We start from the raw sequence: 26423 nt of genomic DNA, 5'->3' as shown, positions 1-26423 counted from the left end.
ACATATATTTAGTTATTACTCTTCAAGTAATAACAAGCTCGGATAGCTCGACTCATCGTCGTTGGTACTACAGATGCATGGTTTTCATCTAATGCTATATATAATTCTGGACATGTATTAATAGCCGTTAATCGTTGTTGTAAATCGTTTGCATCATCCACCATAAATGTTTCTAACTCTCCTACTGCGATAAATAAGTTCTCAGCTATATTCATTAAGTTATTTGGAATACCATCCTTCAAATACTGGAATATTTCATAATTATTCCACCAAATAGATGGACTTATCGCGAGAAAGCAACTAAATAAGTTAGGTTCTTTAATTAAAGTATATAATGTGAAATACCCAGCTAGTGAATGTCCATAAAGGACTTGTTTCTCGCGATTAACTCGATATTCTTTGTTGATATATGGAAGTAATTCTACTTTTAAAAAGTTTAAGAAATCATCTCCTCCATGTGGACCCATATCTTTGCCTTGTAGTCGAACCGGATAGTTATATTCGTCAGCAGGTGCAGTAAAATCATAAAAATGCCGCTTTATTGTATCTTGTTCTTGATGACCTATACCTACAATAATGGCTTGAGAAACTTTTGTTTTAAGAGTATTTTTACTTTGTAGTCTGATTACATCTCTCGCAATATAAAAATAATGAGCACCATCAAGGATGTGAAATACAGGAAAACCTTCTGGAGGTGAATACTTTTTTAGTTAGATATCGCTTAACTTCTTATTTTTTCAAATTGTGGTATAATATTGTGAACAAAATAAGTATTTAGTAAGAGAAATTCTTCTTAAAAACCATTCCCATTTTTACTAAATTAAAAAAGGAGTCATATATATGATTAATGTCTTATTCGTTTGTCTAGGTAACATTTGTCGTTCACCGATGGCTGAAGCATTATTCCGTGATTTACTTGAAAAAGAGAAACTGCTCGAAAAAGTTACTGTGGATTCCGCTGCGACAAGTTCATGGCATATTGGTGCCCCACCGCATAAAGGCACACTTTCCATTTTAGAAAAATACAAAATCTCATCAAAAGGTCTTGCAGGACGTCAGTTGATAAAAGAAGACTTTGAGAAGTTTGACTACATTGTAGGCATGGATAATAGCAATATAAAAAACATATATGAAATGACAGGACAACCTAATCATCCGAAGATTATCCGTCTTCTCGACTTAACAAATCATATAATGGATGTCCCAGACCCATATTATACAGGTGACTTTCAGGAAACATATGACCTCATCACGGACGGTTGCAAAGAATTACTTGTGAAAATTAAGATAGAGAATCAATTTAACAAAATAAGCGACCACCGAGTGTAATGATCGGGTGGTCGCTGTCCTCTTCCCTATTTGCTTATTTCTCTCTAAACATATTAGTAGCCCCTTTACCTCTCCATCGTGCTAAAATTAAATATTCGATTCCATTTCATCTACTCAGATCCTTTTTAGACTCACGATATATTTTGTTTGTTTTTTACTTGGCTTTTAAGCGAATATTGTTGGTTATTTTTTTAGTAAATGGTTTTGTCTTAGCTGTTACGCATCACTTCTAAATTCAACTTTACTAGCTCAAATCCATATCTATTCCTTCCATCAATTATCACTTAGCCACTATGTTCTGCTGTAGTGCTCCTGTTAACATCTACCTAATAATTTTCTCTTTCTTTTACCACTTAACATTTCCAACACTATAAACTTATGGCCTTAATGCAATAGAAAAGCGTTTAAGCAATACAGCAACCACTTTCATTATTCGTCAACTAACTCGGCAAATTCATTAATAGTCGTTGAATACTTCACATAGATTCGGGGTAAAAGAAAAAGTTCGTCTTTTAAACCAATCTCAGTATATGATGTAGGAGTTGTCGTAAGACCAAACGAATAGTACTTTTTCGTTTCTGATACGACCTTATCATTAAAATTTCCATACGGATACGCAAGAGCAATAACTGGCTTTCCTGTTATTTGTTGAATTTTATCTCTGGACCCTTTCAGCTCAAATTCATAATTTTTTATTTTCGTCAAATCAGGATGAGTAGCAGTATGTGATTGAATTGAGATTATACCTGAATCAGTCAACATTTTTAAATCCGATTTCGTTAATCGATGAGGCCGACCGATGAAGTCGGAAATAACAAAAATGGTGCCAGTAGGTTTAAATTTTTCGTTTTCCAGTTTAAGGAATACTTCAAATGCATTAAGATTATTTTTATATCCGTCATCGAAGGTAATAAAAATGGGTTTATTTACTTGAGAAATATCTTGCCACCGATCAAAGGTTAATAATGTGTAGCCTTGATCTCGTAAATACATCATTTGTTTTTCGAAATTCTCCGGGGTTACATATAAATCTTTCGTACCGTTACCTTTATACTCATCGATTGAATGATAAATTAAGATAGGAACTTTCCGCTCTGCAAATATTTGTGATGGAAAAAATAAGATCAGCAGACACAAGTAAATCACTGTAATTTTTTTCATAAAACTCCCTCGCTTTGCATCCTAATTTATACCTTTCTCAACTATTATTCCAAAACAACTTGGTTCTATAATAATTTTACCTAGATTTTATTCCTTCTACTATTTATATCAGTTTTGATCATCACAAAAAATTCAAACCTAGGTTTGAAAAAGAGTTTTTTATCCTCCTTTGATGTAAGGTGCAGAATCCTGGGGCGTATACGGCAATGGAAAAGCTGAAGAAATATTTAATAATATTGAAAATGCAAAAAGACTTCCCAGAATGTAATATAAACCCAAGTAATCGGTTAGCTCTGAAACAAAGATAAAGTGAAACCTCCATCAGTAGCGGTATTGCAGCCTGTTAAACCGGGATAAAATTAAAAAAGGTGTCCAAAACGAAGAGTCAGACCTCACCTCTACTATCTATCGTTTATATGGCGTGCACCTGACACGATAAACGATAGATAGAGTATGAAATACCCTTTTTTGGACACCCTCTTTAGTTCATCACTCGTTATTTACCAACTTCTCTTTAACATTACCTGTATCAAATCTATATTGTTATCAATAAAATTCAATCTTTCACGGGAAACAATTGTCCATTCTGGATTTTGACCCATAGCCGCTAAAATATGCGTAGCATTAAACGTATATTTTTTATAAAGCTCGCTAATGACATAACTTATTCTATCTGTCTCACCCGTCTTTTGCATGATACTTTCAATATCTTGTTTTAACCAAATTGGGGTAAACTCAATGGCTTTTTCAACTAATATTTCATATTCTTTTTCATTATTTTGCATATTCGTCCTCCTTCTGCTGTACATATTATACCACTTGAATCTATATTATTTTAGACCTTTCATTAATTCTACTGTAGCCTCATCCAGCTCTCTTAAATAACTTGCAATATTAGTTCTATTCCCACTATTTACTGAACGAATGACTTCTTTTGAAAGAGAGTGTACTTTTTTATGTGGTTCATAGATTTTTACGACCATATCATCGGTCGGATTAGATCGCTTTACATTCTCCAAATGTTTTCCAAGTGTACACGAAGTATGATCCCCTATACTATTTTCACCAAGTTTTACAAAACCACATACTGCATTATAAGCTTTCCATTTCCATAAGAGATGTTCTGCAGCAACTGGTTTGAATTGTTGATTTCCTTTAAAATCCTTAAAATAAGGAAGTGCAGTATTTCTCAGATTTTCTGCCATCGTACTTATCGTATAAATACCCTGTCCTGTTCTCATACATATGTCACTTAGCATTTGAGTCTGATGATTAATTTCAATTAATCTAGCTGTGACTTCTTGCGTAGTCGCAGATTGTTCTTCTACATTGGCTGTAATATTTTCAAAGACTGAATTAATTCCCTCTAAAGACACTTCCATTTTATCCATTGATTCTACTGCTTGATTGATATGTTCTTTTCCTTTTGAAAACACATTTACGGCTTCAGATATCGCTTGTTCTGAAACACCAATTTCAGTTCTTAACTTCTTTACCATATCTTTTATATAGTTTGCAGAACTTTTCGTACTCTCCGCTAATTTTTTGATTTCATTTGCAACTACTGCAAAACCCCTACCTGCGTCTCCTGACCTAGCCGCTTCTATACTTGCGTTTAAAGATAATAGATTCGTTCGTTCTGCTACTTCGTTAATTATATTAACTACTGTATCAATCTCTTTTGTGTCTTCTACTACTTGTTGCATTTTATCCTGAACTTCATTAATTTGTTCGAATGATTGATTAATATATGTAAATGATTCATGAATCGTTTCAAGAGAATTTGTTGATATTGAAACCGCTTCTTTAGTTGTGATTAATGATGTTTGAACATGGTTTGCTACTTCTTCAATCGCATGGCTCATCTCTTCACTACTAGCCGCTACTTCTTCCACGGATTCTTTTTGAATAGATATATGGTCTACCATATCTTTCACATAGTCCATTTGAGTAACAAATTCTATCAATTCACTATTGAGCAAAAACTGTTCTCTAACTTGAGAATTCTTTAATTCAAGTATTTTATTAATCATGATTTCTACTTCATTATCCCCTTGTAAATATGCATCACCAGATAATTCATAATTTGCATTCATTTCGTAAATTCTTTCTAATTCAACAATCAATTGATTTTCGGAACAGTTCCCCTGAGTAAGTTCTTTACTTTTGCTAAATTTAAACATAATTTCCTCCAAAACGATGTAATCGCTACCATAAATAATTTTAAAAAAATGTTTATAATCCCACCTTTTTCGGTATATCTTATTGAAATTATCAAGCATTAATAGCAAAATAGTGTAAATGTATGTACAGCCTTCCCATAACGAAAGGATCAAACGCTTTTATTACATCCTCCATTTTAGTACTTGGATCATCTACTTATCTTTATATTGAATCTAGATTCACAATTGCATTATTAAATGTTTATTATACATATTTCGACACCTTTCTTCTAGTAATTTTTTTAAATTATTGATTTATAAGAATGATTACTATTTTTAGAACAGGTGCTTACTGATAGTATCGAGCGGATAATAGAATGATTGAAAGGGGTTGAAATAATTCGTTCATATTTATTCCGTTCACTTTACATTCTCCCAATTAAAAACACCTTAAACAGCTAATATCTGTTCAAGGTGTTTATTTTGAGTAATTACTCAAAATATAGTTTATAATCTTCCGCTTTAATCATTTTTAATTTTCTAGCGAATAAATAAATCAGACCGAGATTCAACACAATCGGCAGAATAAAGAATGTGCTAAGCATAATCGTAACATTTTTAGATGTCCAACCGCCCTCAGCTAAATTGATATAATTTAACGGTCCAACTAAACCAGATAAACCGAAGCCAGCACTATAAGGTGTTCCTTGAATATTTAACATACCAGCTAATGCTCCAAGAATCGCTGCTGTAATTAACATTGGAAATGCGATTTTGGGTTTCATAAAAAAATTTCTCATTTGAATTTTTGGCGATCCTAACACATGCGCGAGTGCCGTCCCAAGAGAATTTGCTTTATAGCTTGCAAAGGCAAAACCGACACCTGCTGCAACAATTCCTAGATTAGCTGCACCAGAACCTATACCTGAAAGCATAATCACAGTTGCGACTCCAACCGTGGAAATGGGTGACAGAATAATAAGACAGAAAATAATAGCAATGATTGCGCCCATTAAAACGGGTTGTAAAGTCGTCACATTTGAAACAGCAACACCAAGTAAACCTGTAGAATTTTTCACAAACGGTAGAATCAAATAACCAATCATTCCTGGAACTAAAATACCAAGAGTTGGCATTAAAAGAATAGAATAAGCTTTTAATCGGTCTCCTATAAATTGAACGAAAATTACTGTCAATGCAGCAGTAATTCCAGTGTTAATCACAATTCCTATACCATTCAGGGCAAAGATCCCGTCAGCCGTTTTTTGAATGACATCACTTCCAACCATTGCAGCTATCCCAACACTTGCTGTTTGAATGGGTGTTAATTTAAACGAAACCCCTACCATTACACCAATCATCACAGGTAACAAACTCATCACAAATACTGTGATATCGAATAGATGCTGTAATGCAGGAAAATGAGGAATCAATAACTTAAGAATTTCCCCCAACAGAGCATTTGGAATTAATGAAACCACAATCCCAATACTCATACCATTTAACAATTTACTGAAAAACTCTTTCATGTTGTACTCTCCAATCTAATCTATTAATCGTGTTAATTATAAGTAATTTTCTGATAGTAATCAACAAATTTTTTAACACTTTAACGCGAATGTGTATAAAAGCATGACCTTGCTTGCTAAATGAAAAGTTTCCGCTATTTTTCGGAGTGGATATTTTTGTGATTGCACTGGTAAATGATACAATATAAAGTGAAACTTCAATCAGTGGGGGTACTGCCCGTTAATGCGGGATAAAATGGAATCCTTTATCAATGATTAACAAGTAAACACTTAGGAGTGAAGCAAATGTCTGTTGATGTTTATTTTAATTTTAATGGAAACTGTCGTGAAGCAGTAGAATTCTACGCACAGGTTTTTGAAACAGAAAAGCCACAAATTATGACTTTCGGAGAGGCGCCACCTAATCCAGAATATCCTCTTCCAGAAGAAGCAAAAAATTTAGTCATGCATGCACGCCTTAAAATTAGTGGCAGTAATGTTATGTTTTCTGATGTTTTTCCTGGTATGCCTTTTATTGAAGGTAACAACATTAGTCTTGCTATTGTAAGCGAGAACTTGGATGAAATTAAATCTCAGTTTGATAAACTAAAAGAAGGCGGCACTGTTGGGATGGAACTTCAAGAAACATTCTGGAGCAAATGCTACGGCCAATTAACAGATAAATTTGGAATTGGTTGGCAATTTAACAATGGTATGAATGAAATGTAATTTTATTAAAATAACTAAGATATAAAAAAAGGAAATGGAACCCTTCTTCTAAAAGAATAGGTCCATTTCCTTTTTTTATGAAATTTCGGATATAGGTGCTTTCCTACGAGGGGAAATCTTAGGTGGCTGCTTCTTCCCTTCTCCTCTCTCCAGTAAGCTATGAGCATGTTACTGAAGATTAGATGATTTTTCATAATAAGAAATCAATATTATTTCCAAATTTCATTAGCTATTTCGACAACTAGTCCTAACTTGTTCCATTGATCTTGCTCGGTAATTACATTTCCTTCTTCCGTAGAGGAAAATCCGCATTGTGGACTTAAACAAAGTTGATCGATCTTCACATATTTCGCTGCTTCTGCAACACGCTGTTTGATCTCCTCTTTATCTTCGAGTTCACCAGTTTTTGATGTGATTAACCCCAAAACTACATGCTGATCTTTAATAAATCGTAATGGCTTAAAATCACCTGAACGATCATTATCAAACTCTAAAAAGAAGGCATCCACATTTACACGTGAAAACAATTCATCTGCAATTGGCTCATATCCACCTTGATATAACCAAGATGATTTAAAATTCCCTCGACAGATATGAAGAGTAATGGTCATATCTTCTGGTTTATTCGCAACCGCTTCAATGGTAATATCCGCAAATTTTTTCACCAATTCATCGGGTTCAAAACCCTTTTCTTTAATCTTTTCTCTGAAATCATCACTGAATAAAGCGCCCCAACTCGTATCATCTAGTTGTAAATAACGACATCCAGCATCATAGAACGCTTGAATCGCTTCTTTATATACCTTGACAATATCTTGGGCAACCTCATCTAGTGATGAATAAGAAGGTTTATCTAAATAAACTTGACTGTTGATCACACCTGAGTAAAAAATCATATTAGGTCCTGGTATCGTAAATTTGGCAACATGATCTCCGGCAATATTTTTTAAAAATTTAAAGTCCTCCAAAAACGGATGATTTTTAGGGAATTTTAATTTAGAATCAACAGTATATAACGTCGCTTTCTTCATCGCTCCATGAAATAACCCAGATGCCTCAATTTCATAAACTCTAATACCTTCTAACGCCTCTATAAAATCCAAGTGCCACCATTTCCGTCTAAATTCACCATCCGTCACAGTAGTAAGGCCAACTTCTTTCTGCTTTTCAACAAGCTTTCCAATTTCGATATCCTCAATTGAGCGCAAATCTGTTTTAGAAATTTGACCTTGCTGATATTTTTCTTTTGCATCCTTTAAAACTTGTGGACGAAGATAGCTACCTACCTGATCTGCTCGAAAAAGGGGAATTTTTGTTTTTATTGTATTTACGTTTATCTGATTCATACTACCTCTCCTCGTTTCCCAATGAAGAATTTTCTTATTCCTTTATATAAGCAAAATATTTTCAACATCATTTTGCTTATTTACATTTTTATTTTGTATCTACTTTTTTAAAGCTTACATCCTCAGTTAGAACACAACTTACCTTGCATAAGCTTTTAGCCTTGGTAGCACAGGATCCAATACTTCTTTAGCAATATAGTCTGTATCCAAATCGATGCAATGCTGCCCGTCAAATTCTACAGATCGGGCTTTCTCAAGATCATTACAAAAAATAAACGATATAATTCCGTTCTCTTCTATCATTTCAGTATATGTAAATGAAATATCATGATCTAAGAAGTAGCCTTCAAATGCGATGCATAACTCATCAATATTCGTTGCATTTAACGATGTAAGTTTCAAATGAATCATCTCCTATGAATATAAGATAACAAAAGAATAGAATTATGGCAAAATTGAAAAATTTCATAGAACTATTTCTGGATCAACTGAAGTGACCTAACACATTTTTTCTTTAAATAGACGAACAAAAATACATGAGAGTATTACCAAGACTATTCAACTGATTAAAATCAATTCAAATAAATTTACTTTTCTTCTCTTACCAAACATAACATTCGGATTATATTTAGTAGACGAAGATCTTTCTTTAGCTATTGTCAATTCGAAAAGAGAGCAGGGATGATACTTCCTACTCTCTCCTTTCACCAACTATATAATTGGAAAGTTTCCCTTTTATGATTTTCTTTATTTAATTTCAACGATTATTGGATCGAAATGTTCTTCTATGCCCACTACGGTAACAAGCTTCACAAATAGGAAAGCGTGAATCATCCGGCAGCTTTTTCCCGCATCGCTTGCATTTTTTCTGATAATTGATCACTTCATCTTTTAAGTGATCTTGAACACCATCGCTGATTTCTTCACGAACACGTTCCCAATAAACGGCTTCAGTTCCTCTATCCAAACGGTACAAAAATAAAAGATGAAGGCCAATGGCTTTATAAGAAAGTTCATGTTCCTCCAGATTTCTCGTTTTAATGATTGGTTCAGGAAGTTCTCTTTCTTCTGCAATGGCTTTTACTGTGTCTAACCATTGACGAACGAGACCTGATTCTTTTGTTGAAAACGGTAGGTGGAGAAATCCGTATAAATCCATTAAGGAAAAACGTACTTCGATTTCGGTATCGCAAATCAGTTCATAAAGCTCTCGTTCCTCTGAAAGAGACGCTTTTTGCGTTCCTTTTGGCGGGTCAAACTTCTGCCACATTTCAAAAAATGTTCCCATATGCCGGTAATATTTCAAAAAGCGTTCAAATACGGCAGTGGTAGGTGCTATCGCAAAAGTCTGAATTGGATCATCTACTTGTTCAAGTAGCCTTTTCATTATTTTTATGTCAGATGTAAATGCCACTTTTCCTGTATTATAAATTCCTTTTCTTCCCGCTCTACCTGCGATTTGCTTGACTTCCTGGGAAGTCAACCTTCTTCTGCGTGTCCCGTCAAATTTTTCAGTCTCTAGGAAAACAATGCGGCGGATCGGCAAGTTTAGCCCCATACCAATGGCATCTGTTGCAACAACAACGGATGTTTCACCACGATTAAACAGATCCATTTGTTTTTTCCTAGTTTCTGGCGGCATACTTCCATATATCATACTGACTTTATGTCCACTCCGTTGCAGCCTGGACGCTGTTTCAAGTACTTGCCTCCTAGAAAAGCAAACAAGGGCATCCCCTTTTTCCGTATTTTTCAGGCTGAACTCTCTAGTTTCTACTTCCAAAGGGATTTCTCGGCTGTATTCGTGTAATTCAATATCTGCTTCCTCTAGAAGATCGATAAGCATCATTTTGATATTCTGACTCCCGATAACGTGAACCTCTTTTGCATTCGCCTTCGTGATGGCTCTATACCAAGAGAAACCACGGTCTTTATCAGCAATCATTTGCGCTTCATCAATGACGACCACATCATAATAATCCTTCTCATGAAACATTTCGACCGTTGAGGAAATGTGGTTTGCTTCTTCCACAAGCTTTTCTTCCTCACCAGTCTTTAATGAACAACGAACACCGTCTGCATTTAGCTTTTCATAAACTTCAAGTGCAAGAAGTCTGAGCGGAGCAAGATACAGACCACTTTTAGCTTTTTTCATTTTTTGCAGTGCCTGGTGAGTCTTTCCTGTATTTGTCTCACCAATATGTAATACATATTTTTTACTTTGACCTAAGGATGGAGTATAAGCTTTACCAAAAATATCATCAATAATCCGTTCCTCTTCTTCTTTTCTTCGTGCTTGTTCCGCAATTTCTTCGGCTATTTTTCGCTCCCTTGCCGTCTCATCCTTTTCAAAAATTTCTTGATGCAATACTTTGTCAAAAGGAATTTCTGCAAGTTTTAGCAGATCAGCCAAATATTCTTCTTGAAGTTCATCAAAACAAGCTTCCGACAAATCAGCCCATTCATCACGCAGCAACCCTTTAAGAGTTCCAGCGGTCAATTTTTCTCCATAAGTTTTTGAGAAATCCTTAATTAGCTTGTCTGGTAAATGTTCCATTGCTTGTTTAGGTGCAATGTCTGAAATGAATTCCAAAACCACTTTTTCGTAGCGATAGTAATACGTTTCATATTCAAATTCACTTCTCCCCCAAATAAATAGGGAATGAATATCACCTGTCAGTTCTTCAAAAAAATCGGTTGCCATTACATACGCTGCTTTGTCAAATGATCCATGTTCAACCAATCGTTCTTCAAGTAGATAAGGCTCGGTATAATGGTACTTCGGTTTATTTTGAAGATCATCTGCTAAAACTCCAGCAATATGATGACGAACATGCAAATATAAAATCAGTGTATTCTCTTCAAAAAATTGACGAACTGTTTCTTGAAGCTCGACTCTTACTTTCCACCGCTCTTCAGCTTGTTTTTGTTCTTCCTGTCTTTTAAAGTAGGTTTCCCTTGCTTTTCTATATCTTAGCTCCCAGTCTTGCTGATTTTGAGAGAAAGTTTGTTTGATCCAAGGAATTACATCGAATGGTAGAATATTTCGCAACTCGTTACGAAATATATTGTTGATCAACTTATGGGCTACTCCTTCGGTCTCATAGCCCTTATCTTTCAAAAATGCCTTCTTTTCTTTTCTTGGCACATCATTTGAAGCTTTATTCAACCAGACGTTTATCCAGATTTGTTCGATATAGTTCAGTCTGTCAGTTATGTATGTCTCATAAGCAGGAAGCATTTCTTGCACTTCTAAATAGCGTTCAATATCTTGAACAACTTTTTGTTTCGTATGCTCGACTGCAATCGGGTATATCTCTTCTAATTTTCCCATGTTGAACCCCTTTTATAGTTTACAGTATGTTGTTGTCTTCTATTTTACATTGTTTTATATTAATAATCTCCACAATAGACCTTTTATCCAAGTATTGTGGATATTTAGCAGTGAATGAACTTTATCTTATTATAAATCATATTTTTCCTATAATGCTCGATATTAAAGATAATTGGTATTGTTGACCTTAAAGGCTGGTTTTTATGATGGTAAGTGTTAATAAAGTTCTGAAATTCTTCTGGAGATGAATTAATAAAGAAGAAGGTAATGTAATAGTCTTTAGAATTCGAAAATAGGGGCAAATTCGATTTCGATATTATTAATAAACGATTTGTTTTAATAACTAAGTGCCCCTTTGTAGACTAATACTTTGATCTAAACGATATTATGGTTATATTTTTTAGTAAGGTGAAAAGTTTATATCAAAAAATATACAACTGTTAAGTGTAGTATTGTGGATCTACGTCAATATTTTGGACACTAAAAAGTTAAGTTTTAAGCAATTTTTCTAGGTTCTTCTTCAATCGGAGGAAATAAAGAAGCAATAATGTACATATAACTCCAAACTCCTTTTTGTTTTTTTTGAAGTTCGATTTATCCTGTTACTAACACATTAGCACCTAAGAACAACATCATATATGCTATAAACTCAAGGTTTTTAGTAATTAGACGATGACCAGATAATGCCAAAACAATTACCGATAAGACTATTCTCAATATTCCCAACATACTTTTCTCCCTTCTTTAAGTTTATAAGAGAAAAGATGCTGTAGCGGACTTTCTTTACTGAACTAACGCACCCCAATAGTACAATAAAAATGTATGCTTATTCTATTTCTTGTTTTAATACATTCTGGATAAAACGAGATTTTGCCTCAGTGTAAGACGCTCTATCAAAACGATATTTTTCTGCTAAATCAACTTTTAATTGGTGATATTCTTTTAGTGTATCTGGGTTACTTCTTAAATAATTTCTAAAAAAGATTTGATTATTCCAGTGTTCACTTTGAAACGTATAAAAATGTAAATGATGGGTTCCAGCTCTCCATTTTCCTTTTCTAAAGAACCGTCTTTCAAGAAATTCTTTATGATAAACAAATTCATATCCTATTTGTTTTAGTGGCTCAATAAAATCGTCTACCATCTCTAAATGATTTACCCCAACTGCAATATCTAAAATAGGTTTAGCTCCTAACCCATCAATCGACGTACTTCCTATATGTTCAATTGATATTACTTTGTCAGCCATAACTTTTTTTAATTTACCTTTCTCTACTTCAAATTCTTTGGACCAATTTGGATTATAATTCTCAATGGTAATTTCCTTATCCATTCTCTTCCTCCTAACGCAATTAGAATACTCTGTACCTTCTTCTTTCACTAAACTGCCCCGTTAGCACAATAAGAAAAATGCCTTGCTTCCCTTATTGTGGATTTAAAATAAAGTTCGACCGTTTCGAAAAAAGTTTAACCGTTTTATATAGGATTTTTCTTATTAAGCAATCGTCCTATTGTGGAGTAAACACCTTATTAGTTCTTATGCTAATTTTTTAAGGGTTGTAAGAAATGATACTTGAGTTAACAGACAAGTTAGTTGAGATTGGTTATAGCCATCAAAAGATATTTGAAATATACGTTTTTTGAGAACTAAGAAACAAACCTCTCTAAATTCCTCTTAATTAAGGAATTTCATGAGAGGTTTGTTTTATATGCTACTTTTTGAAAAATATTTTCGAGTATCTTCACGTATTTGTTTGGGCAAGGCACGATCAAGCTCTTCATTTAACCATGAGAGTGTTTGGCTACGTAAATAATCACGCATTTTTTCTTCCGCAGAGAGCATAACTAAATTGATGGTACAAGAGGAGGGAGCTGAACAGCAGTTTTCTCTATACAAATAACCATTATCTTTAATATTTTTACATTGAAAAATAGGTTTAGGACCTTCAACTGCTTCAACTACATCCCAAAAGGAAATATCTTCTGGGGACTTAGATAACCTATATCCTCCCTTTACACCAGGGACAGAACTTACAATGCCAGCCTTAGATAATTTACCGAAAACTTTTGAAAGAAATGTTTCAGAAAGTCCTTGAAATTCTGCTAAATCCTTTATCCCAACACTTTCTTTGGTAGGAACATCTATTAAATAAACCAGACAATGTAAAGCATATTCAACGCCGACACTATATTGCATATAAACTCACCTACTTTTGCTTAAAGATTATACCTTAAAAATATTTAGGGTTCGAGTCAAATAAAAGAAATCCCTTTTGGGAAATTTTATTCATTTGACAAAAATAATTATAACATATATTATGGATTGTGTTAATCGTCGATTAAGTTAGTCCTTAATTGTTGCCTTGAATTCATTTTAAAGGAGAAATACAAATGAACAAAACACTTATAATTAACGCACATCCAAAAATAGATGATAATTCTTCAGTTAGCTTGCAAGTTTTTAACCACTTTTTGAATGCTTATAAAGAATTAATTCCTAATAGCGAAGAAATTGAACAGATTAACCTGTACAGTGATGCAGTACCTATGATAGATAAAACGGTTTTAAGTGCATGGGAAAAACGAGGAAAAGGGCAAGAACTAACTAGCCAAGAACAAAAAATAACGGAGCGTATGTCGAAGATTTTAAAACAATTTAAAAGTGCAGATACCTATGTCATCATTTTACCTTTGCATAATTTTAATATTCCATCAAAATTAAAAGATTATATGGATAATATCTTAATCGCACGTGAAACTTTTAAATATACTGAAAATGGTTCAGTGGGATTGCTTAAAGACGGACGAAGAATGCTTATCATACAAGCAAGTGGATCAATCTATACACATGATGACTGGTATACAGAAGTTGATTACTCTCAAAAATATCTGAAGTCAATGTTCAATTTCATTGGTATTGAAGATTACCAAGTCATTCGGGCGCAAGGAACTGCTTTGCTGGAGCCGAATGAAGTATTAGAAAAAGCATATAAAGAAGCTGAAGAAGCTGCTTCAAGATTAGCAGCTAAAGAAAAAATACTAATTTAAAGGAAGGAAAATTATTGTTGCAGATATTGATCTGCAATAATAGGCGAGGTTGTTGGGCAACACAGTTAGAAAATGATCAAACTTTTTTATAAATGAATGATTCAATTGAATATATTAAAAGCGTGTTTTGATCGATCTTTTTCAAAACACGCTTTTTCTTTTTGTTCATTTATCAAGGTTATTAGGTATCAATTTGATCAAACATTATTCCAAAGCAACACTTATTGAAGCAAAACACAGGTAGTTAAATAACTTATATCTGTTCTTGATAAATATTTAATCGTAAAGGTTCTAATTTTAATGCTATTTTAAACTCTTCAAGATTTTCGACCAAATGATAAAAATCATCCACATCCCCATTAGTATCAAAATACCATTCCGACGCTTCCAAGCTTCTAAGTTCATTAGTTGGGGTAAAGACAAATTCACAATGGAGTTGTTCCATCCCAGAATATTCGTCATCTTCATAGACAGTAAATTGTCTAACGAAATCAAAATAAAATAATTCTTCTCCTGTAAAATCGTATACTCCACATTGGAAGAGTAAAGCTATTTCCTCTTCCCCTTCAACTGGTTGTCTTCCAAACGATATAAATTCATTCCAAACATTTGCTATATTAGTTGTATGTTCACCAATCTTCTCCTTGAGGAAACCTTCAGCATTTTGGACAGTAATCATACCGTCTCTCCTTTAATCAACTTAGTTTATTGTCCCTTATTATACCAAATTCCCCTTCAACTAACCTGCCCCTATAGTTGAACAAGAAAAGAGCTGCCTTAGCACCCCTCATTCTTTAACTCTTATACCCGTTAGATTAATAAGCAAATGTGATTCCGCAATGACTCCTCTTTTTTAATATTGGCGTCCCGCTCGTTTTGCAGTTACTTTATGTTTTTCTAACTACTTTTTGGCTTTCCTTTTCTATTCAAAAGATAAAAAGAAGTACCAGCTATAAATACCCCCGTACTAAGCCACAATGTTATCCCATTCCACTCATTGTTAAATAATGTGATATTGGCAAGGTTGATAAGGTGTATCAAAACAAAAAGTATGTATAGTCCAGTTATAGCTTTCATTATTTCCCCCCTATTCATCTAATTAAAAATGTAAATTAGCAGCATCTTACCTATTCTAAATTTAGCTTCAAGAATCCTTTATGTTTAACTAAACTGCTTCTTTAGTTGGATATAGAAAATTCCCCCAATTGTATAATATTAGTTATTTCTATACATTGAGAAGACCACCAAAAAGGGTCTTCTTCTTGAACCGATGTCACGCATTAGCTTAATAAGCTAGATTAAAAAACTCCTCTTATTTTATTTCAAGAAGAATTTACATAATAATGAATTTTAGAAAGTATTTTTGTTTGTATTGTAGTAATGATTATAAGAGATTAGTATGAAAACGTATTAACTGGAAGTATTATGGTACCTATAAAGGTTGATAGGGCTTGATAAAGACTAATGGGATATCGTTCAAACCTTATATATTAAGGGGTTAAAATCACCAAAATTGTTTTGTAAGGTAATAATACCTAATCTTTAATGATCTTAATTGTTGCCTTTAAAAGAAATAAAAAGAACCGATTCTCTTTTCACACTTGAGAATCGGTTGCTGGATCACTTTGATTAAATTGACAAGATAAATTCATTATAACCATCCTTATTTTGTCCTTTTATATTCTTCATAAAATAAGCGTATTCTGGTTGAGATTTCCCGTGTAATTCTGCTGCTTCAACTACTAACTTTATAAATTTTTTCATTTAAGATATCCCCTTCCAATATGTTATGTCCTTATTATCCAATATTGGATACCTTTTTACAAAACTGATGAAAACGAAAACAACGACAATGTAAGCGAACATTATGTATCCTTTTCTCGTAATTTCGTCGTTTTTCTTAACTTTAAGTACAATTTTTCACAATGTGCTTCGTTCGTCGTAATTAGGAACAGGTGATAGTATCTTAAAGTATGGCACCCATTCGTTTAAGAAAATTGAACCTCACTCAATTCTGCCAAATTTCTTCTGTAATCTGTCTTTACACTCATTCCAAGTAGGAATAGCTTCTGCTTCCCAATTAATTAATTCTAATTTATCTGCAATATTTCGTGATATTTTCATTGCTTTTAAATGATTACCATTATTTCGAAAGACCTTCATATGTTCCTTGCTTTCCCATACTTCCAACTCTTTAGCTGGTAAAAAATTCAAATGTTGTTTTAGCTTCAGATGGGCCCTCGATTTTTGTTAACCATAATGGAGCCGAAATGATGATTTTAGGTGGTGTGTTTCTTAATTCTTCAAAAGTTGTATTTTTATTAAAACCATCAACTGAAAGACGCTTGCCTTTTTCAGTGTTAAAAAGCAACTTTAGGGCTTTGATAAGAGTTGTTTTCCTGCATTATTATGGCCAATAATAACATTTGCACCTTCATGAAACTGAATGGCTATTTCCTTTTTAAATGATCGGAAATTCGTTATTTTTAACTCAGATATGTACATGCTATCCCCCTGTTATTTTGTAGAGTACTTCTTAAAGCATATAAATCTCAAATAATCTTAATATCTACTACTATATAAATTTCTTACTTTGTGGAATATTACTTTACCAATGCATCTTGTCCCTCTTTAAAAATTATGATCCAACAAGTACCTTTGTTAGGGCTATAAGCTGAAAAAGAAACATATAAAGAGAATCAATATTGAGTTGTTTAGAACATTTTAGAAATACCTCTTTCTAATTAAGAAGTAGCTTCATCAATCGGTCATAATTATCACCTTTGTATGTTAAATGATAACACTTATTCTTTCTCCTTTTTCTTCAACAATCGTCCAATATACAATTTGGGTAACTGGAGCTCCCCTTTCATCTTGGCTTTGGGTCGCATCCTAATACTTCCAATTTTTAATAAGCATATAATGTCTGATTTATATACCGATCTACAATCCATTGCAGCCCATTAAACTTGTCATATAAGTGAAAGGAGTAAAGAGAATGTTTTCAGACTACATTTCTGATCTTAAGATAAAGGAATAACGCTAAATACAAATATCTCCTATATGAATGTTTTAAATATATAAAAGGTGACATTGTATTATTCTGCCCTGTTACTTGAATATGAAAAATGCTTTACTCCTTATTGAAGTAAAGCACCCGTTTGTTTAAGTACAATATTTCACAAACTTACATCGAATAAGAAAAAGGCTGTTTAGACAGCCTTACTTGTAAAATCTCCATAGTTGTGCAAGATTTTTTATTATGTTCCTTGTATTTGAGTTTTTATAACTAAACAATACTTGCAAAAATGATAGAAAATATTCATTTCACCTAATTGGAAATCGACAACAGAAATAAGTTCCCGTTCACCAAGGTCTTGAGTTATTGTGGCAATGTACTTCATCTCTTGGTTACAAATTGGACAGTCTAAATTATCAGGGACTTCATCATACAAAGGGGCACCCAAAAATCTACATAAATATTCCGAACCAAATAAATCAAAAGCCGTATCATAATTATCTTCATTAGTTGGAATATCTTCGACCTTCATTTCAATAAGTTTTACATTTGTCCTTGGAAGTGGTATAGGTAATCTATCTTCCTCATCTTGAACCCAATCTTCTGTATTTTCTTGACTTATTACTTGAATGGATTTACCTCCATTACTTAACTGAAAATATTGAGGTTCCCACACCATCGAACAGTTCAAGCACGAAACTAACGGTAGAACGTTTAGTCCTTCAGCTTTTATTTCGGAAAGTCTTTCATCCTTTAAATCATAACAAAATATTTGATGCATTTTCTCCCCGCATAATGGACAATCAGGTAAATCACAATCTTGACCACCAAAATAGTGATTATATACATCGTTTCCTTCTACTACCCTGTACCCTTTAATATCTTTCCAATGCTTCCCATAAGGTTTTTTTATCATATTAAATCCTCGCCTAAGTAAATATAAATTCAAAACATTATTAAATTCTATATTCCATTTATTATTTCCATCTTGTGCTAACCTGCGCCATTAGTACAAGAAGCGACTGTTGAACTCTTGCACCCGTTAGCTTAAGTACATTTCTTCACAATATTTTAGTTAAGTTCACAAAGACTTGTCGCTTTCGCTTAAGTCCCTTAGTTACCCACTTCCCATTTGAATTTTCCATTATTTTGCTTAAGTTGTTGTTTCACCAATTCTAATTCATAGAAACTTAAGTTTGTTTTTTCTACAATCTCTTCGTTTGATTTACCTTCTTTTAAAAGTGCTCTTGCTTTCTCATATCTTGATACCTCAAACTCAAAATAACCATGATAGAGTTTGAGCTGCTCTCTTACGTCCTTTAATTCTACATAGCTTGTTGGTATCATGTGAACAAGTTCTTCATCCGTTTTTCCTAATTGAATCAGGCTTCTTGCGATTCGATACCTTTCATTTACAGTTCCTGTACCATAACCCATCCTATACCCGTCATCCCAAGCAGTATCATAGCATTCTTTACAATGAAGGCATTTGTCTTGGTCTTTCTTAACAAAACCTGTAAGAATGATTACAGAAATTAATGTTAAAAGAAAAAATGTTTGTTTCATAAAGCCACACCTTTTTATCTTAGTATGACCTGTTAGTTCACTAAAGAGTCAAATACGCATTATTCGTTTTTCTTCTTCTTCAACTAAACTGCCCGTTAGTGAAGGAAGAAACTAAATTTTTTGAGCAGTATAACAAACCAAGACCACAGGTTCCTCATTTGTTTGAGGCTTAAAATAAGACTCCCCCCAAGTTACTTTAGCTATTATTAAATCGTTGTGTATTGCTAATATTCTTGGAAAACTAAGATTTGGAAACCTTGAATCATTCATTTTAAAATCTTCAAGTAAACTCAACAAACTTTCACTGCCTAATGCTCTTTTTGAAATGAACAGAATTGAATCCCACAAAAATTCTACTTCTCCTATATGAGAAAATTCCTTTTTGTAAATATGCTTGTTGTTTTCTAACTGCTCCCAATTACCCTTTACTTGTTCTCTTTCAAATAAAATCTTTTGAATAGTCGTCATCTCGGCGACTATATCTATACAGTCATTTATACAATAAATCCTATACCCTTCCCTAAACAACCAATTAATAAATTGAGGAATTACAATTCTATTCTGTTGACTGATTTCAACAATATACCTATTTATAGTTGATAACTGTGACTTTACTTGTGGTTCCTCAGTATCAACAACGTTTCCATTATCATCAAACCAAGTAAAATCCTCGCCTTGTACTGGTTCGTGCTTTTCTATAAACATTTTGTACCCCTCACTTAAAATTGTTTAAAAATGAATACCTACCTTTTCCTAATTGTAACATTCCTTGTTCAACTAACCTGCCCGTTAGTTGAATAAGAAAAGGGCTCTACTCCTTATTAAAGTAAAGCACTCCGTTAGTGGAACAAGAAGGTAAAGTAATAAAACATCTGTTACCAAACTGATAGCTTTGTTCTTGTGTCATTTTTATCTGTAATGTATTGGAGATTTTCAAACCCTTTTATCTTTGCATTATCATATAATCTTTCAAGTTTTTCACTGTCCTTATAATAAATTGTGACATAAACAGAATCAACAACTAATAATACAAGTTCACAATCGCTATTTAAAAAATCCCTATACGTCTCAATTACTGATGAATTTTTCCCCTTTGAGTAGGCTTTTAAGTCCACAAAAATGATATAATATCTATTATCTTCTAAAAGTTCTTTAAGGGATAAGCCATCTATCCAGTTTACCTCATCTGTGAATAGTGGTTTTCCTAACTCGTCATCCACGACTAAATATGATTCCTCGCCCCCACTTAGCCAATTGAATTTAGTAATTTCAAAGGGTGTTAATACCTCCCAAAGAAACCTTCCGTATTCATTGGGAATTTCAAAACTAATTCCTCGTTTCATTTTTTCTCCTGCCTTTATTATATTGAATTAACCTGCTGCTTTACTTGAAGAAGAAAAGGCATTACTATGTTCCAGTAATGCCCCCGTTTAATAATTTTCAAGTTCAGTTTCTAAATCATTGATAATGACATCTATATTAACGAGTACGGTATTATCATCCGTTGGAAAAATAGATGGTTTTATTCCATCGCTATTCATTCCAGTAAGCCATTTATCCATAAAAACATCCAAATCAATCGCTTCAGCTGTGTATCCTGACCATTCATTTTTGGCACAGTTATTTGCAAATTCCTCTTTAGGAAAGAATGGAATCAGTGTATTACCTTCCTCATCCTGTGCTGTTGCCCAACCATCATTATACAAACCCCAAACCTCTTCAAAATCTACAACCTTTTTAATGAAATACTCATATCTAACATTTGGTGGTTGTTTGATTACTGCTTCAAACTCTTTTTTATTCAACATCAACAATCCTTACCTAATTAATAAAGTAGCATTATCTATTATTTTATCACTACACCTCTTAAACTAAACTGCTTCATTAGTTGAATAAAGTTATTGAAACATACCAAATACCCAAACTATCATATAAAGTGGAACTGCAACAATTGTCATTCCTGCAAGTAAATAACTAATAGACCTTATAATAAATTTAAAAATATCATATATAGAACCTACTAAGTCATCAACAAACCTCATCACTAATACACCTCTATATATGTTGATTCTATACTAACATTATTTGCCTTTACTAAGGCGGAAAATGAATTTAGTCCTTTAGACAAATCCCTTCTTCAACTAAATTGCTTCGTTAGCACAATAAGAAAAAGGAGCTATCGTAATAACTCCTGTGTTCAACTCTTACCCCCTTTACTTTAAGTACAACACTTCACAAATTATTGATATTTTAAGAAAATGGCCCCCTTCTTTTTCCCTTTTTTTTGCATATAATGTTTACATAATGAGAACATACATCTGTATTTGTTCTTGTGATGATAATATAAATATTAATATTAGCAATGATGATAATGTTTTGGGGGTGATTTAGAATGAAGAAATTGAAAAAGTTTGCTGTTGCTTTTGGGATCGCTGGAATGCTGGTTTCAGGTGTGGGAGCTGCAAATCCTGTTGAGGCTGCATGGTCCAATGTTGAACAGTCTCATTATGAAAAAGGGATTTTGATTGGGTGGGCTGATGGCAATTCTTTTGAAGTGAAAACATCTTCCGGTAAGTATATGGTTTTTAGATCATCTAATGATTGGTATAAAAAGAATTTAATCTCAGGAAAATCGTACACCTATTATTATTACACAAATAAATATGGGCAGAATATCATTAACAAAATTCAAGAGTAAATATAGAAAAAGCTTTGGGCATAAGAACCCAGAGCTTATGCTCAAAAAGTTCTCAAAATGTGTATTTTCTGCTGACAAAAAATCAATAGCGCGTTTCATTGTCCCCTTAAGTATATAAAGTGATGTTTTTTTGAGTAATTGCCCAGTTATCAAACGCAATACGCCGTTCTATGTCATTATAATGCAGACAAAGACTGCCTTTTAATATACCCAAACCTTTAAATTCTTCGTATTCTTTCTTCATTTTTTTCTCTATAACAAGTTTCGAACCAACACATCGCTCCTGCGCTTATTCCTGCTAAGATGACACCGTTTTGGTATACGTTTCTCACTACATTGTCGAAGCCTGTTTTCTGCCAAATTTTAAGCATATAATGAGTATTCCCACCACCTACATACAGAATATCTAAAGCATTTACAATTTCTTGTATGTTTGGTGATTCAAAATCCCTAATTGTAATATGGCTTGGATGTTCTGTTTTAAAAGCCCCATAGAAATTATCAATATAGCCTTGTGCATCATTACTTGCTGTAGTAATAAATCAATTTTTAATGGTTCCTGTGTTCTCGGGATTTTCAGTAAATATTCATTGATGTAGGCTTTTTCTTTTTTAGAAAAACCACCACCAGATAATGCGAGGATATTTCTTTCCAATTGTTCTGGCTCCTTTGCTGCCTTATTAACTGAAACTTATTCTTTGAAGAAGAAGTATTCTACACTTTTCCCATTCTCTTTCTTCAACTATCCTGCTTCGTTAGTTCAATAATCAAAAAGAGCCTCCAGTGTTGGCAGCCCTGATCTTCAAGTAAAGCACCCATTAGTTTAAGTGTAATATTTCACAATCTGAACATTTATGGCAAATAAACGAAGTGGACTTTTCAAGTCGATTCACTATTCAAAGTTGTAGTAGATTTTTATATGTTCATCAAATTCTTTCCAAGCTGTTAAAGTATATGGCGTTTCCATATCCAATATTATCCTTACATCTTCTGCAATTAATTTAATCCGTTTTGTCGGGTCATCCTTTTTTCCTGAAGAAAAAATTGCAATTTTATTCAACTTTTGATTTCCGTTTGTATAAGTTTCTTTTTTTAGCTCCAAATAATTAATTTCTTCTTTTGAAGGAATTTCTTTACCTTTCCAATCACATACTTCAAAAAGAGGATATTTATCCCCTGTCCATTCTTCGATAATGTCAATCACCTTAAGGATAATATAGTCACCTGATAGTAACTGATAACTAATGGCATTCCCTTTTTTTAAAGTAGTATCTGATACAAATCTCTTTGGTACTTTTTTAGCCTGAGGTTGTGGAGATTTTAATTGGTCTTTTAGTTTAAAAAGAACTGTTTCACGCTTCTTTTTTAATTTAAGGTCTTCTTCCCAGCGTTCAAGGTCAGCACCACTATCTATAATTTGAAGTGCCTTAATTTTAACTTCCTCTTGAAGTCTCCCTAATTTCCATTGTATTAATGCGAATGATAACCAAAAAGCAGTAATTTCTTCATCATCTAACTCATTCATATATTCTTCAATTACAATTCTACTTGCTTCTTCATTTGAATGGTTATCGCCTAATAAATCCTTATATCTAAAACTTACATCTTCGGCTATATCATCAGATAATATAGCTACTCCCCAGGCACCCATAATAACACTCCTAAATTTAAAAATAACTTTCTTTAATATTTCAATGATTAGATGCAAATTTCCTTCTTGAACTATACTGCTTCGTTAGTGAAACAAGAAAGAGAGCCGCAGCTACGACTCTTTTTTCTCTCAAGCACCACAGTTGAATAACTCAAAAAAATATTTCAGCCTTCCAACTGCTTGACTTTGATTTTACTATGATTAGGTTTTCATTCACCCATTTGAGAGTACCCAAAAACCTTGCATACACAACTTCGTTTCCAACCTCTTCTACCAATATTTCGTCAATAATCCTTAAACCTTTTTCATTATAAACCTCACACCTCAACTGAAAGCCTTCTGAACGATGAATTCCCTTTAAGATAGCTGTTTTTTTGCGACTTGGACTTTTTCTCGGTGTTTTATCAACAATAAAAACTGCTTCAAAATTCTGTTTCTCAATTTCACTAAGTGCTTCTTCAACATAAGACTCAATAATTGAAGAAGGTAATTTCGAATATGTCTTAATTGCAGGTACAATGTAACATCTAACTAACTCAGAAAACTCTTGAAATTTCGCTTGTGTTGAATCTAATTCCAAGAAAGACATATAGTCATAAGGAACAAATATATGTATATCCCCAAAAACATTATCCTCTTCAAAGGAAACTTTCTTATTTGGATTTGCCAAGCAGTATACACTTATCATTTCAAACTCGGCTAATTCAACACCTAACTGAGTAATTTTAGTTGAAAATATCAACTCAAAAATTCTCATTTCGTGTAATCGATTATAGTGTTTTTTTGGACGATTTTTTCCCCAGTCCTTAAAGTGGATATTTAGCATAAAAGAATCCTTTCGCTTTTTGCCTATGTACTATTAATATAAATTTAACACGATTACTTCTTCAACTAAATTACTCCGTTACTTGAATTAAATAAGTTATCTTCGTTATTGAAGAATCGTACCCTATAATGGAATAGCTAAAATAGGATTTCAATCATAATATTACTTATTTCCTCTTTCACTAAAGCCCCCGTTAGTTTAAGTTCATTTTTTCACATTATTATGGGTTATACATTAAACATTTAAAGAATCAAACTAATAATATAATGTCTTTTTCACTCTTAATTGAGGATTCGTAATTAATTTAGCTTTAGCAATCCCTCTCTTAAATCTTACATTGTTTAACCATTCAACCATTGCATTTGCGTCATAATTAGGGTGAATTTTTTTTCCATTTTCTAAAGCCCAATATTCTGTATTCTTTTCCTCATCAAAAATCCAATTTAGAAAGCCCTCCTGAATACAGGTCATTTTCCTACCTACTTTTGTTGAACAAGAAATGTATTGAATAAAATCGTCATCAAAGTCGACTTTAATAATCATAAGAGTTTCAACTCCTTTAAAAATTGTTACTACTTATTTCAGAAACGTACCCGTTAATTTTATAATAATTTATTAATCTCTTCCCGTATTTGATTCATTAATCAATTTACTTATATATCCCACTATGTATTCTCTCTGAGTTTTTTCTTCAATATCATTGTTGTCAACAAGGTCTTCAATAGCCTTATTAATGATGTTCCATAATGGAGTATTTTCAAATTGCTTATATGGATGAGACATTGTATATTTCCTCCTTCACTCAAGCCCGGTTAGTTTAGTATTAAACTAATCAGTTGGTTCTTCTGCCTCGAAATAGGAATGCCAATTTTCATAATAATCATTTTCAACTTCTTTCCAAAATGCAACGATTGGAAAACCACGAACAGTCTCAATTTGAACTACTTCGTCAATCATTTCTCTAGCAGATGTTTCTCCCAAATCCCTAACAACTACCTTTTCATCCAAAGGAAAGTCTCGCACTCTAAATTTTTCCATTTCCTCATTGGAATACCCTGTAATATCTCTTAACCAGTAAATAGCAACTTCTTTACTATGACTTATCACAACTTGAGTAACCTGGAATTTAAAATCATCAGTTATTGCATAGGCTTTTAATTCTTTAACCTTTTTCATTGCATTAATACTCCCAAATTAAGATTCTCTAACCTTTTATGCCCATTATATTATATTTTGGTTCTTCCACTAAACTGCCCCGTTAGTTGAAGTAATGGGTTTTTCCGAATGTATGATTTTGTATATTTTCGTACATTGAAAAGACCACCAAATTGGTGGTCACGTTGTTGAATTAAAGCGCCCGTTACTTTAAGTGTAATGTTTCACAATTTTTTTACTTGAATATTCTTAAGAGGCAACTCTTTTTTTAAATTATCAAAAATCATATTCGCAACTTCGGTTACTTGTAATGTACCATCAACAACTAAGTCAGCATTTGGCTTAATCATTTTAAGCATATTAAGATAAGCTCTTCTTCTAGAAATATAATTTTCCATATCAAACAAAATATTATTAGTGGAGCTATCCCTAAAATCTCTAAGTACTCTACGTACCAAAGCAATGTCTAATGGAGTATCAATAAATACGGATAAATCAATATATTTACTTAATTGAGAATGCTTATAAGAAAATGGGAAGTCTATGACGATATTATCGAGTGGTTCAGCTAATAACGCTTTTAAATCGTTGACTAAAGGAGTTAAATCCCATTCGTTAGGGTCTCCTCCTTTATCAATCCAATCCACAATGTCATCTGGACCATTGAAATCATAGTCATCAAATAAAAGAATCTTTGAATTATGTAATTTCTGATTTAAAAGTTTTGTAATTGTTGTTTTTCCTCCACCAGATACAGCAGCAATAGCAATAACAAATGGTGACTTTCCTTTATTCATAGTATCCTCCAATGCAATTTGTTATTAACAATATCTTCTTTAATATTCTATGTTATTCCGACTCTTTCCTTCTTCAACTAAACTGCCCCTTTAG

31 protein-coding genes are annotated in these 26423 nt (G+C 33.0%); 4 read left to right on the top strand and 27 right to left on the bottom strand.

The features are described 5' to 3' along the window. Positions 1-8: 8 nt before the first annotated feature. The gene (locus tag JNUCC23_RS11105; protein ID WP_454216037.1) at positions 9-668 is read right to left on the bottom strand and encodes an alpha/beta hydrolase; all 660 of its coding nucleotides are present in this window, start codon (positions 666-668) and stop codon (positions 9-11) included. A gap of 172 nt (positions 669-840) precedes the next feature. On the opposite strand from JNUCC23_RS11105, the gene JNUCC23_RS11100 reads away from it, so the two are divergent. Next, entirely contained in the window at positions 841-1329 is a 489-nt protein-coding gene (locus JNUCC23_RS11100; protein ID WP_454215836.1) for a low molecular weight protein-tyrosine-phosphatase, read from the top strand. A 429-nt stretch (positions 1330-1758) separates the two neighbouring features. Here JNUCC23_RS11100 and JNUCC23_RS11095 read toward each other — a convergent pair whose 3' ends face one another. The 4 genes from JNUCC23_RS11095 to JNUCC23_RS11080 form a co-directional block, all read right to left on the bottom strand. Then, complete coding sequence (locus tag JNUCC23_RS11095) at positions 1759-2490, bottom strand: polysaccharide deacetylase family protein (RefSeq protein WP_403071536.1); 732 nt, start codon at positions 2488-2490, stop codon at positions 1759-1761. Positions 2491-2990: 500 nt separating this feature from the next. Continuing rightward, positions 2991-3275 carry a hypothetical protein gene (locus tag JNUCC23_RS11090; protein ID WP_403071539.1) on the bottom strand — a complete coding sequence of 95 codons (285 nt, stop codon included), beginning with the start codon at positions 3273-3275 and terminating at the stop codon, positions 2991-2993. Positions 3276-3320: 45 nt separating this feature from the next. Continuing rightward, on the bottom strand, positions 3321-4673 hold the full coding sequence (locus JNUCC23_RS11085) for a methyl-accepting chemotaxis protein (RefSeq protein WP_454215834.1): 1353 nt from the start codon (positions 4671-4673) through the stop codon (positions 3321-3323). Positions 4674-5143: 470 nt separating this feature from the next. Then, positions 5144-6181 (bottom strand): PTS transporter subunit IIC, encoded by a 1038-nt coding sequence (locus JNUCC23_RS11080; RefSeq protein ID WP_454215832.1) that lies wholly within the window; start codon positions 6179-6181, stop codon positions 5144-5146. 285 nt (positions 6182-6466) lie between these two features. Between JNUCC23_RS11080 and JNUCC23_RS11075 the strand changes: the two genes are divergently transcribed. Next, a complete protein-coding gene (locus tag JNUCC23_RS11075; RefSeq protein ID WP_062179698.1) occupies positions 6467-6889 on the top strand; it encodes a VOC family protein in 423 nt (140 codons plus the stop codon). 209 nt (positions 6890-7098) lie between these two features. On the opposite strand, the gene JNUCC23_RS11070 is transcribed toward JNUCC23_RS11075, so the two are convergent. The 5 genes from JNUCC23_RS11070 to JNUCC23_RS11050 all read right to left on the bottom strand — a co-directional run bounded on the left by JNUCC23_RS11070 (position 7099) and on the right by JNUCC23_RS11050 (position 13766). Beyond that, positions 7099-8235, bottom strand: a complete 1137-nt coding sequence (locus JNUCC23_RS11070; protein WP_454215830.1) for a 5-methyltetrahydropteroyltriglutamate--homocysteine S-methyltransferase — start codon at positions 8233-8235, stop codon at positions 7099-7101. A 138-nt stretch (positions 8236-8373) separates the two neighbouring features. After that, positions 8374-8637, bottom strand: coding sequence for a hypothetical protein (locus JNUCC23_RS11065; protein WP_454215828.1), 264 nt, complete (start codon positions 8635-8637; stop codon positions 8374-8376). Between the two features lie 355 nt (positions 8638-8992). Continuing rightward, positions 8993-11569, bottom strand: a complete 2577-nt coding sequence (locus tag JNUCC23_RS11060) for a DEAD/DEAH box helicase (protein ID WP_062179708.1) — start codon at positions 11567-11569, stop codon at positions 8993-8995. A gap of 826 nt (positions 11570-12395) precedes the next feature. Next, positions 12396-12902 (bottom strand): GrpB family protein, encoded by a 507-nt coding sequence (locus JNUCC23_RS11055; protein WP_454215826.1) that lies wholly within the window; start codon positions 12900-12902, stop codon positions 12396-12398. A gap of 372 nt (positions 12903-13274) precedes the next feature. After that, positions 13275-13766: an RrF2 family transcriptional regulator gene (locus JNUCC23_RS11050; protein WP_403071557.1), complete on the bottom strand. Its 492-nt coding sequence runs from the start codon at positions 13764-13766 to the stop codon at positions 13275-13277. A gap of 194 nt (positions 13767-13960) precedes the next feature. On the opposite strand from JNUCC23_RS11050, the gene JNUCC23_RS11045 reads away from it, so the two are divergent. Continuing rightward, a complete protein-coding gene (locus tag JNUCC23_RS11045) occupies positions 13961-14617 on the top strand; it encodes an FMN-dependent NADH-azoreductase (RefSeq protein ID WP_454215824.1) in 657 nt (218 codons plus the stop codon). A 253-nt stretch (positions 14618-14870) separates the two neighbouring features. Here JNUCC23_RS11045 and JNUCC23_RS11040 read toward each other — a convergent pair whose 3' ends face one another. The 9 genes from JNUCC23_RS11040 to JNUCC23_RS11000 form a co-directional block, all read right to left on the bottom strand. Next, on the bottom strand, positions 14871-15296 hold the full coding sequence (locus tag JNUCC23_RS11040) for a hypothetical protein (protein ID WP_403071563.1): 426 nt from the start codon (positions 15294-15296) through the stop codon (positions 14871-14873). 950 nt (positions 15297-16246) lie between these two features. Beyond that, entirely contained in the window at positions 16247-16381 is a 135-nt protein-coding gene (locus JNUCC23_RS11035; protein ID WP_403071565.1) for a hypothetical protein, read from the bottom strand. Positions 16382-16621: 240 nt separating this feature from the next. After that, on the bottom strand, positions 16622-16831 hold the full coding sequence (locus JNUCC23_RS11030; RefSeq protein ID WP_454215821.1) for a hypothetical protein: 210 nt from the start codon (positions 16829-16831) through the stop codon (positions 16622-16624). A 159-nt stretch (positions 16832-16990) separates the two neighbouring features. Next, positions 16991-17122 carry an AAA family ATPase gene (locus JNUCC23_RS11025; RefSeq protein WP_403071571.1) on the bottom strand — a complete coding sequence of 44 codons (132 nt, stop codon included), beginning with the start codon at positions 17120-17122 and terminating at the stop codon, positions 16991-16993. 755 nt (positions 17123-17877) lie between these two features. Then, positions 17878-18552, bottom strand: coding sequence for a hypothetical protein (locus tag JNUCC23_RS11020; RefSeq protein ID WP_454215819.1), 675 nt, complete (start codon positions 18550-18552; stop codon positions 17878-17880). A 197-nt stretch (positions 18553-18749) separates the two neighbouring features. Further along, the gene (locus tag JNUCC23_RS11015; RefSeq protein WP_454215817.1) at positions 18750-19202 is read right to left on the bottom strand and encodes a hypothetical protein; all 453 of its coding nucleotides are present in this window, start codon (positions 19200-19202) and stop codon (positions 18750-18752) included. 111 nt (positions 19203-19313) lie between these two features. Beyond that, a complete protein-coding gene (locus JNUCC23_RS11010; protein WP_028391047.1) occupies positions 19314-19907 on the bottom strand; it encodes a hypothetical protein in 594 nt (197 codons plus the stop codon). Between the two features lie 170 nt (positions 19908-20077). Next, on the bottom strand, positions 20078-20545 hold the full coding sequence (locus tag JNUCC23_RS11005; RefSeq protein WP_454215815.1) for a DUF2691 family protein: 468 nt from the start codon (positions 20543-20545) through the stop codon (positions 20078-20080). Positions 20546-20632: 87 nt separating this feature from the next. After that, on the bottom strand, positions 20633-21010 hold the full coding sequence (locus JNUCC23_RS11000; RefSeq protein ID WP_454215813.1) for a DUF2750 domain-containing protein: 378 nt from the start codon (positions 21008-21010) through the stop codon (positions 20633-20635). A gap of 584 nt (positions 21011-21594) precedes the next feature. Here JNUCC23_RS11000 and JNUCC23_RS10995 point away from each other — a divergent pair. Further along, positions 21595-21900: a hypothetical protein gene (locus tag JNUCC23_RS10995; RefSeq protein ID WP_454215812.1), complete on the top strand. Its 306-nt coding sequence runs from the start codon at positions 21595-21597 to the stop codon at positions 21898-21900. Between the two features lie 218 nt (positions 21901-22118). Here JNUCC23_RS10995 and JNUCC23_RS10990 read toward each other — a convergent pair whose 3' ends face one another. The 8 genes from JNUCC23_RS10990 to JNUCC23_RS10955 all read right to left on the bottom strand — a co-directional run bounded on the left by JNUCC23_RS10990 (position 22119) and on the right by JNUCC23_RS10955 (position 26329). Beyond that, entirely contained in the window at positions 22119-22406 is a 288-nt protein-coding gene (locus JNUCC23_RS10990) for a Type 1 glutamine amidotransferase-like domain-containing protein (protein WP_454216035.1), read from the bottom strand. Then, positions 22316-22555 (bottom strand): hypothetical protein, encoded by a 240-nt coding sequence (locus JNUCC23_RS10985; protein ID WP_454215810.1) that lies wholly within the window; start codon positions 22553-22555, stop codon positions 22316-22318. Before JNUCC23_RS10985 ends, JNUCC23_RS10990 begins: the two co-directional genes overlap by 91 nt. 237 nt (positions 22556-22792) lie before the next feature. After that, on the bottom strand, positions 22793-23551 hold the full coding sequence (locus JNUCC23_RS10980; RefSeq protein ID WP_454215808.1) for a hypothetical protein: 759 nt from the start codon (positions 23549-23551) through the stop codon (positions 22793-22795). A gap of 151 nt (positions 23552-23702) precedes the next feature. Continuing rightward, positions 23703-24377: a hypothetical protein gene (locus tag JNUCC23_RS10975; protein ID WP_454215806.1), complete on the bottom strand. Its 675-nt coding sequence runs from the start codon at positions 24375-24377 to the stop codon at positions 23703-23705. 255 nt (positions 24378-24632) lie between these two features. Beyond that, positions 24633-24920, bottom strand: coding sequence for a hypothetical protein (locus JNUCC23_RS10970; RefSeq protein ID WP_454215804.1), 288 nt, complete (start codon positions 24918-24920; stop codon positions 24633-24635). A gap of 72 nt (positions 24921-24992) precedes the next feature. Beyond that, positions 24993-25160, bottom strand: a complete 168-nt coding sequence (locus tag JNUCC23_RS10965) for a hypothetical protein (protein ID WP_403071577.1) — start codon at positions 25158-25160, stop codon at positions 24993-24995. A 45-nt stretch (positions 25161-25205) separates the two neighbouring features. After that, positions 25206-25553, bottom strand: coding sequence for a hypothetical protein (locus JNUCC23_RS10960; RefSeq protein WP_454215802.1), 348 nt, complete (start codon positions 25551-25553; stop codon positions 25206-25208). Positions 25554-25756: 203 nt separating this feature from the next. Continuing rightward, positions 25757-26329 carry a nucleoside/nucleotide kinase family protein gene (locus JNUCC23_RS10955; RefSeq protein WP_403071583.1) on the bottom strand — a complete coding sequence of 191 codons (573 nt, stop codon included), beginning with the start codon at positions 26327-26329 and terminating at the stop codon, positions 25757-25759. Positions 26330-26423: the final 94 nt, after the last annotated feature.

It is taken from the genome of Peribacillus sp. JNUCC 23 (assembly GCF_053653995.1).
Note: the sequence above shows the minus strand (reverse complement) of the source record. Positions and strands in the feature narration are given on the sequence as shown.

Bases quoted from the DNA above. Each gene is read 5' to 3' on its own strand.
- JNUCC23_RS11050 (WP_403071557.1), bottom strand. From the start codon at position 13,766: ATGCAATATAGTGTCGGCGTTGAATATGCTTTACATTGTCTGGTTTAT.
- JNUCC23_RS11000 (WP_454215813.1), bottom strand. From the start codon at position 21,010: ATGTTGAATAAAAAAGAGTTTGAAGCAGTAATCAAACAACCACCAAAT.
- JNUCC23_RS10970 (WP_454215804.1), bottom strand. From the start codon at position 24,920: ATGATTATTAAAGTCGACTTTGATGACGATTTTATTCAATACATTTCT.
- JNUCC23_RS10975 (WP_454215806.1), bottom strand. From the start codon at position 24,377: ATGCTAAATATCCACTTTAAGGACTGGGGAAAAAATCGTCCAAAAAAA.
- JNUCC23_RS11100 (WP_454215836.1), top strand. From the start codon at position 841: ATGATTAATGTCTTATTCGTTTGTCTAGGTAACATTTGTCGTTCACCG.
- JNUCC23_RS11070 (WP_454215830.1), bottom strand. From the start codon at position 8,235: ATGAATCAGATAAACGTAAATACAATAAAAACAAAAATTCCCCTTTTT.
- JNUCC23_RS11095 (WP_403071536.1), bottom strand. From the start codon at position 2,490: ATGAAAAAAATTACAGTGATTTACTTGTGTCTGCTGATCTTATTTTTT.
- JNUCC23_RS11015 (WP_454215817.1), bottom strand. From the start codon at position 19,202: ATGAAACAAACATTTTTTCTTTTAACATTAATTTCTGTAATCATTCTT.
- JNUCC23_RS11090 (WP_403071539.1), bottom strand. From the start codon at position 3,275: ATGCAAAATAATGAAAAAGAATATGAAATATTAGTTGAAAAAGCCATT.
- JNUCC23_RS11010 (WP_028391047.1), bottom strand. From the start codon at position 19,907: ATGTTTATAGAAAAGCACGAACCAGTACAAGGCGAGGATTTTACTTGG.
- JNUCC23_RS11025 (WP_403071571.1), bottom strand. From the start codon at position 17,122: ATGTACATATCTGAGTTAAAAATAACGAATTTCCGATCATTTAAAAAG.
- JNUCC23_RS11080 (WP_454215832.1), bottom strand. From the start codon at position 6,181: ATGAAAGAGTTTTTCAGTAAATTGTTAAATGGTATGAGTATTGGGATT.
- JNUCC23_RS11005 (WP_454215815.1), bottom strand. From the start codon at position 20,545: ATGAAACGAGGAATTAGTTTTGAAATTCCCAATGAATACGGAAGGTTT.
- JNUCC23_RS10995 (WP_454215812.1), top strand. From the start codon at position 21,595: ATGAAGAAATTGAAAAAGTTTGCTGTTGCTTTTGGGATCGCTGGAATG.
- JNUCC23_RS11060 (WP_062179708.1), bottom strand. From the start codon at position 11,569: ATGGGAAAATTAGAAGAGATATACCCGATTGCAGTCGAGCATACGAAA.
- JNUCC23_RS11040 (WP_403071563.1), bottom strand. From the start codon at position 15,296: ATGATTACTGTCCAAAATGCTGAAGGTTTCCTCAAGGAGAAGATTGGT.
- JNUCC23_RS11055 (WP_454215826.1), bottom strand. From the start codon at position 12,902: ATGGATAAGGAAATTACCATTGAGAATTATAATCCAAATTGGTCCAAA.
- JNUCC23_RS11020 (WP_454215819.1), bottom strand. From the start codon at position 18,552: ATGATAAAAAAACCTTATGGGAAGCATTGGAAAGATATTAAAGGGTAC.
- JNUCC23_RS11075 (WP_062179698.1), top strand. From the start codon at position 6,467: ATGTCTGTTGATGTTTATTTTAATTTTAATGGAAACTGTCGTGAAGCA.
- JNUCC23_RS11035 (WP_403071565.1), bottom strand. From the start codon at position 16,381: ATGAAAAAATTTATAAAGTTAGTAGTTGAAGCAGCAGAATTACACGGG.
- JNUCC23_RS10965 (WP_403071577.1), bottom strand. From the start codon at position 25,160: ATGTCTCATCCATATAAGCAATTTGAAAATACTCCATTATGGAACATC.
- JNUCC23_RS11085 (WP_454215834.1), bottom strand. From the start codon at position 4,673: ATGTTTAAATTTAGCAAAAGTAAAGAACTTACTCAGGGGAACTGTTCC.
- JNUCC23_RS10960 (WP_454215802.1), bottom strand. From the start codon at position 25,553: ATGAAAAAGGTTAAAGAATTAAAAGCCTATGCAATAACTGATGATTTT.
- JNUCC23_RS10955 (WP_403071583.1), bottom strand. From the start codon at position 26,329: ATGAATAAAGGAAAGTCACCATTTGTTATTGCTATTGCTGCTGTATCT.
- JNUCC23_RS11045 (WP_454215824.1), top strand. From the start codon at position 13,961: ATGAACAAAACACTTATAATTAACGCACATCCAAAAATAGATGATAAT.
- JNUCC23_RS10980 (WP_454215808.1), bottom strand. From the start codon at position 23,551: ATGGGTGCCTGGGGAGTAGCTATATTATCTGATGATATAGCCGAAGAT.